The organism is Tissierella sp., from assembly GCF_052089545.1.
GTDB lineage: Bacteria > Bacillota > Clostridia > Tissierellales > Tissierellaceae > Tissierella_A.
The window spans coordinates 1-6,741 of record NZ_JBQDAA010000132.1 but is presented as its reverse complement, the minus strand read 5'-3'; the positions used below and the strand labels follow the sequence as shown (position 1 = coordinate 6,741).

Here is a 6,741-nt window from a genome sequence, read left to right as displayed (position 1 = left end):
AGCTGTTCCGCCTAATATACAAAATGGTACATCTGCTCCTATATCCTTTGCTAGTTCCATAAGTTTTTCTTTAGAAAGATCTAGATCCCAAAGTGTGTTTAGAGCTTTAAATGTCACAGCTGCGTTGCTACTTCCACCAGCTAAACCTGCGGCAACGGGTATATTTTTTTCTATATTTACATGTATTCCTCGATCTATACCTGTGTATAACTTCATTTTTTCCCAGGCTTTATAAACTAAGTTGTGGAAATCTAATGGTATATGTGGACTATTTGACTCTATTATTATACCTTTATCAAGGCTTTCAAATGTCAATTTATCTTTTAAATCTATCTCTTGCATTACACTTTCTATTTCATGATATCCATCCTCTCTCTTTGAAAGGATATCTAGACTTAAGTTTATCTTGCCATAAGCATAAGTTACTATTTTTTTCATTTCCTATCTCCTTATATAGATTATATGGAGTATTATATCATAGTAACATAGAATTTAATATAATTAGAGACTTAGATTGACATTTTTCTCTATTATTATCTTGTCTAAAACTTCTAGCTTATGGTCTTCTGGAAGTCCATTTGAACTTAGTATATCTTCCATAGTAGTATTGTATCTCTTTGCTATATCCCAGAGAATATCACCTTTTTGTACTATATATACTATAATACTTGGTTTTGATTTTTTATCTATTATTTCACCTGTTTCAAAAATATCTTTTATAGCATTTATAGTTTTTTCTTTTTTCAAAGATATTTGGAAAGAAATAGTTGTATCTATACCTACATTTTCCCTATTTATTAAAAAGTCTATTTCCCTAACTTTTTCATCTATATGAAATACTGGGTCTTCTACTTCTTTATCATATGGAAGTTCTATTCTATATGGAACTTCTTCATCCCTTGAGGCTATTGTATCTTCTATCCTATCTATATAGTAGATACCTAAATTTAATATTCCATCTATGTGTACTTTTCCATTTTCGTAATAATTTTCAAGTATATGGTTCTCTTTTCTTATATCTAAGATATCTGTTGCATCTATAGATACTTCTAAGTCGATAGCTTCTTCATATTTCAAGCAATCTATTTCTTCCAAAAGAACTAATTCTTCTTTTTCTATATCTATCTTTTCTTTTATAGAATAAGCGTCTATAAGAAGCTCTTTTGAGTCCTCTTTATAAACTTTTCCATCTGCCTCTATTGTAATGCTTACAGCTACTCGTCTAAGTTCATCATTTTCATCTTTTAATATTTCGTAGTCTGCAGCTTCTACATTTAAATCTACTAGACCTCTAGATCCTTCCAAAGCACCTGGTATTTCCAGAAAATGGTTAAAATCTACAGCTTCTTTTACAGAATATATTTCTCCTTCACCTAAACATATAAGCGTAACTATAGCTTCACCCGAAAGAACTATTCTATCTTCTACTACAGTAGATTCTATCTCTTTAGGATCTACAAAAAACTTTAATACCTTGTCTGCAGGCGGTTTGTTCATATCTATGATAAAACTTTCTTCTATAGATATAGTTGATCTATCACTTCCATAGCTTTGCCTATATTTTAAATGTTCTTTTAAAACCTCTAGATCGTTAGAGTCTTCTACTGCCTCTATAACTTCTAGTTCTTTTAAAGTTTCGACTTGACCTTTTAAATCTATTAGAGTTTTTATAGCTATTCTATTTTCTTCTATTTCATGTTCTATATATTCTATCTTTCCTTTTACTCGTGATTCCATATCTTCTTTTATATCTTTTATAAATATTTCTTCATTAAAGTCTTTTACAGCTTCTAAAGTTTGTAGCTTATCTTCTTTGTCTTTCATAAGTATGTTGTAGTTTATAGTACCGTTAACTAGGATTTTATCTCTTATTATCATAGTGTTTTGTATTCTTATGTCTCCATGTACCCAAATCACCTTTTCTACATCTTCAATTGGTATGTTTAAGTACACCTCTGTCTCTATTAAGCTCTGTACATCTCCCTTTCCTATCATTTTTTCAATACTAAAGTTTTCTTTTATTATTTCAATGGACATACAATCCCCCCCTATATACTTTAACTCTTATATAAATATATGAGGGTAGTCTCCAAATTATGAATATAAAAAAACACTATGGATTTCCACAGTGTTTTTTAAATTTATGAAATTTGCTCTTCGTCTTCACATACGGTTACTTCTACAGTAGAAGTAAGCACATCTGAATATGTGTATGATACTCTCCTTACGCTGTCATATTCATTTTCTATTTTCACAACAAATAGATTTGGATAAGCTGATTCTAAAACACCTTCTCTTACCACAATTCTTTTACGTCCTTTGTTAGCTCTTAATATAACTGTTTTACCTATACATCCTTCTAAGTCCTTACGAATTTGAGTTACACTTTCCATATATTAGCGAGACCACCTTCCATTGATTTTCTCTTTAAATATTTTAAAGATGTCAAAGGAGTGCTACGACACTCATTATTATATATTATAACACAACTTCATACTAATGTCAATAAAGTATTTATTATACTATTTATCAGTTTAAATGTCAAATGCTTTTTTATACTATTTATCAGTTTAAATGTCAAATGCTTTTTTATACTTTTTGCTATTTTTTGTATTTTTATTTTTTATAGACCAAGCATCATAGATGCTATAGAAAAGTATACTATAAGTGCAAGTGAGTCAACTAGTGTAGTTATAAGGGGTCCTGCCATTATAGCTGGGTCTAAGTTTAATTTTTTGGCTATGAGAGGAAGCATACTTCCTGCCATTTTAGCCATAACTACTGTTGCAAACAGTGTAATGGAAACTGTTATAGCTACATCTTTTCCTACACCATCTAAAAATATGTTTTTAAAGAAGTTTACAATACCTAGTGATATACCTACTAGGATACTTACTCTAAATTCTTTCCAAAGTACTTTCCATTTATCTTTTAATGTTACATCTCCCGTTGCCATACCACGGATTATAAGAGTAGATGATTGATTTCCTGAGTTACCTCCGGTGTCCATGAGCATAGGTACAAAAGCCATAAGAACTACCATTGAACTAAGTATATTTTCATATCTATTTATAATGCCTGCTGTAAGGGTTGCCCCTACCATCAGTATGAGTAGCCATGTTATCCTATGTCTTGCTAAGGTAAAGATGCTCGTGCCTAAATATGCATCTTCTGTTGGTGCCATAGCAGCCATCTTTTGAAAGTCTTCTGTCGCCTCTTGTTCCATGACATCCATTATATCGTCTACTGTTATTATTCCAGTAAGTCTTCTTTCTTTGTCTACTACTGGGATAGCAAGATATCCATATTTTAAGAATAAGTCTGCTACTATTTCCTGGTCATCATGTGTATTTGCAAATACTACATCTTCTACATCTACCATAAGATCTCTAACTATCTGATCTTCTTCACTTGTAACTAGTACTCTTAAAGATACTATTCCTTCTAGGATCCTATTTTCATCTACTACATAACAAGTATATACAGTTTCTTTATTTAAACCTACTTCTTTTATATGTTCTAGTGCTTCTTTTACTGTCATATTTTGATTTAAATCTACATATTCAATAGTCATAATAGTTCCTGAAGAATCTTCTGGATATTTTAAAAATTCATTTATAAGCTTTCTTTCATCCACTGTAGAGTTTTGAAGTATTTTGTTTACTACATTTGCTGGCATCTCTTCAATTATATCTATCATGTCGTCAAAGAATAGTTCGTCTAAGATATGGTTTAGCTCTTTATCTGTAACAGAGCTTACTATTTCTCTTTGCTGCGAGTTAGTAAATTTAGAAAACACTTCTACTGCTATATCCTTTGGAAGCATTCTAAAGACTAAAAGTGTAGTATATGGATCTATTTCATCCATTACTTCTGCTATATCTATAGGATTCATATCTACTAGTTCTTTTTTTAGTTCTACATATTTTTTTTGTTCAATTAATTGTAATATGTCTATTTCATTCATATTGTATCCCCCTCTTTATATATATGGAGGAGTTTAAAACGGTAACCGATTTTGAAACCTCCATATATTGTATATTTTTCTAATTTGGCCGTACAAGGGCACAGATTCCAAAACCATCACTCCTTTGTTTTCAATTTTTTACATATGTAATAGTATAGCACAAATATAGGTAATTATAAAAAAATAGACCTAAAAAGGTCTAATTTTTTATGCTTTTCTTGGAAGAATGGCAAAACCTTTTCTAAGCATACTATCACTATAGTCTACTATAAATCTTCCGTATAATTCATCAAGTCCATCACCTATAATAAAGTTATATCCTTCTGATTCAATCTTTAGATCATCTTCTTTTGGCTCTTCCAGAGCCATACCAAATGTTGGGCCGCCTCAGCCGTGGCCTGCTACATAAATTCTTAAGTGTTTATCAGTGTCTTTACTTTTCATTATTTCATCTAATTCTTTTTTAGCTATATCTGTTATTTCAATTTGCATTTTTATAGCCCCCTATATTTTATTAGTATTAATTAACATTATACCCTTATTATGTGCCTATAAACAAGAGCTATATTTTTGTCATTCTAAGGAGCACAGCTACATTTTGTCATTCTGACGAGTGTAGCGAGGAAGAATCTTTTCCTTGAACCTAGATCCTTCGTTTCACTCAGGATGACAAGATAAAAAGACAACCCTTTTTAAATAAAGTTAATGTATCTGCAATTCGAATCTAGTGAAGAATCTGTTATTGCAGCTTAGTAAAGTCTTTGTCATTCCGAGGCGCCAGACATGTTGCTAGTGCCGTAGGTGAGTAGCATATCGACGAAGAATCCTTGTTTTAGAGTTTTCTTCTGTCATTCTGAACGTAGTGAAGAATCTGCCTTTCCTCTTACATAGCTCTATTAGGTATTATTGCATCTATTATTCCTATTACTAAGGCACCTATAATTGCTCCAAGCATATTTATATGGAAACCTCCTACTAAAAACTTAGTTACATAAAGTATAATAGCTGCTACTAAAAATCCTACTATACCTCTTCCAAAGGGAGATGCATCTACTCCTGTAAATCTTTGAACTAGATGGTCAAGTACTCCTATAACTATAGCAGCTAAAAGTAAGCTTCCAATTCCATCAACAGAAAATCCTGGTGAGAAAAATGCCGCTATTGCTATTACAACTGATGTTATAACTATTCTTAAAAGCATATTTCCTATATCAAAACCCTGGTCTTTATCTCTTTCATTATTATCCATAATTTCCTCCTCTTATTTTTTATAAAAATAAATCGATTCTAATATATTAATTTCCTATTAATTATTTTTTATACTATAGAGAAAATATTCAATTAATATATTTTGGAAAAAAGTTAATAATATTAGTAGAAAAAAATTTTTTTATATGCTACTATATAAGTAGGATATGAAAAGGAGGTATATAAAGATGGAAATTACCAAAGATATGCTTATAGGAGAACTAATCAGAAAGAAACCAGAAGCTGTCGAAGTCCTTATGCAGTTCGGTATGGGTTGTGTAGGCTGTCCAGCTTCCCAAATGGAAAGTTTGGAAGAAGCAGCCATGGTTCATGGTTTAAAATTAGACGATTTGCTAGAAGCATTAAATAAATAGATGCACAAAAATAAGGACTCCATATGGAGTCCTTGCTTTATTTATAGGTTTTATTTATCCATTGCTAAATCTATTTTATTTTTGTCAAATCCTACAATTTCCTCTTCATCTATAACAACTACTGGAACACCCATGTGTCCCATAGCCATAAGTTCTTTTCTAGCTTCAGGATCTTTTTGTACGTTTTTTTCTGTGTATTCTGCACCTTTTTCTTCTAAATATTCTTTTGCAAGTGTACAGTATGGACAAGTGCTACTAGTATATAATACGATATTTTTCATCTTATAACCTCCTATAAATAGTATTTTTTCATTTATAAATGCGTATTATTAATACTACCCATATTTACCACAAATAATCATGATAATATTATAAGCAGTAGTATTACAAAAGATAAAATTCCTTTATTTACATAGATTTATAAATGTTCTATATGAGCCGTGTGATCTAAACCTTCTTTTAATAACTCCAGTACGTGTTCATCATCTAGTGAATATATAACTTGTTTTCCTTCTCTTTTAAATTTTACAAGTTTTAAGTCCCTAAGAGTTCGTAGGTGATGAGAAACTAAGGATTGTGTCATATCTAAAACATCTGCAATATCACATACGCATAGGGGTGATTTAGATAGGATATAAACTATCTTTAGTCTAGAGGAATCTCCAAGTGCTTTAAATATTTTAGATAAAAAGATCAAGTTTTTTTCTTTTTTTAAATCATTATCTAATCTAGATAGTAATTCTTCTCCAGCAAAGTGGCCTATACATATTTCTTTATCTTCTGTTTTTTTCATTGAATCCTCCTTTTTAAGATTTTGGTATCATAGGATTTATTGGATATAAGATCTTTCCTGTTTGAGGTTCTATATATAGTACCCAATATCCAGGTACTTCTACTCCTTCAAACCATGTATTAAATCCTGTACTTCCTCCTCTAGGGTAATCTTCTAAAGAAAATCTTCCAGGTATACCATACATATAAAACTTAACCCCTTCACCTTCATTATATAGTCCAAATATATAATGTCTATATCTATTTAATAACTTCTTAGGGTCGGCCTCTTCTTCTAGCCTATTTGGTTTATTATTTCCTCCTATTATATAACTAAAGTACGGTAAGAAACTCTTATCTTCATCCTTTTCTTCCATTTCT

10 protein-coding genes are annotated in these 6,741 nt (G+C 30.7%); 1 reads left to right on the top strand and 9 read right to left on the bottom strand.

The features are described 5' to 3' along the window. From ispE to ACTHW2_RS09390, 6 genes are all read right to left on the bottom strand, one after another. A partial coding sequence (gene ispE / locus ACTHW2_RS09415; RefSeq protein WP_442263683.1) for a 4-(cytidine 5'-diphospho)-2-C-methyl-D-erythritol kinase occupies positions 1-438 on the bottom strand: 438 nt, incomplete at its 3' end. 63 nt (positions 439-501) lie between these two features. Further along, positions 502-2,037, bottom strand: a complete 1,536-nt coding sequence (locus ACTHW2_RS09410; RefSeq protein ID WP_442263682.1) for a DUF3794 and LysM peptidoglycan-binding domain-containing protein — start codon at positions 2,035-2,037, stop codon at positions 502-504. 104 nt (positions 2,038-2,141) lie between these two features. Next, positions 2,142-2,393, bottom strand: a complete 252-nt coding sequence (locus ACTHW2_RS09405; protein WP_442263681.1) for a Veg family protein — start codon at positions 2,391-2,393, stop codon at positions 2,142-2,144. Positions 2,394-2,623: 230 nt separating this feature from the next. Continuing rightward, the gene (mgtE, locus tag ACTHW2_RS09400) at positions 2,624-3,967 is read right to left on the bottom strand and encodes a magnesium transporter (protein ID WP_442263680.1); all 1,344 of its coding nucleotides are present in this window, start codon (positions 3,965-3,967) and stop codon (positions 2,624-2,626) included. Positions 3,968-4,174: 207 nt separating this feature from the next. After that, on the bottom strand, positions 4,175-4,459 hold the full coding sequence (locus ACTHW2_RS09395) for an iron-sulfur cluster biosynthesis family protein (RefSeq protein WP_442263679.1): 285 nt from the start codon (positions 4,457-4,459) through the stop codon (positions 4,175-4,177). Positions 4,460-4,850: 391 nt separating this feature from the next. After that, positions 4,851-5,216, bottom strand: a complete 366-nt coding sequence (locus ACTHW2_RS09390; RefSeq protein WP_442263678.1) for a phage holin family protein — start codon at positions 5,214-5,216, stop codon at positions 4,851-4,853. 187 nt (positions 5,217-5,403) lie between these two features. Here ACTHW2_RS09390 and ACTHW2_RS09385 point away from each other — a divergent pair, with 187 nt between their 5' ends. Next, positions 5,404-5,589, top strand: coding sequence for a DUF1858 domain-containing protein (locus tag ACTHW2_RS09385; protein ID WP_442263677.1), 186 nt, complete (start codon positions 5,404-5,406; stop codon positions 5,587-5,589). Between the two features lie 50 nt (positions 5,590-5,639). Here ACTHW2_RS09385 and ACTHW2_RS09380 read toward each other — a convergent pair whose 3' ends face one another. The 3 genes from ACTHW2_RS09380 to ACTHW2_RS09370 form a co-directional block, all read right to left on the bottom strand. Then, positions 5,640-5,870 (bottom strand): glutaredoxin family protein, encoded by a 231-nt coding sequence (locus ACTHW2_RS09380; protein WP_442263676.1) that lies wholly within the window; start codon positions 5,868-5,870, stop codon positions 5,640-5,642. A gap of 137 nt (positions 5,871-6,007) precedes the next feature. Beyond that, positions 6,008-6,382: an ArsR/SmtB family transcription factor gene (locus tag ACTHW2_RS09375; protein ID WP_442263675.1), complete on the bottom strand. Its 375-nt coding sequence runs from the start codon at positions 6,380-6,382 to the stop codon at positions 6,008-6,010. Positions 6,383-6,395: 13 nt separating this feature from the next. Continuing rightward, a partial coding sequence (locus ACTHW2_RS09370; protein ID WP_442263674.1) for a hypothetical protein occupies positions 6,396-6,741 on the bottom strand: 346 nt, incomplete at its 5' end.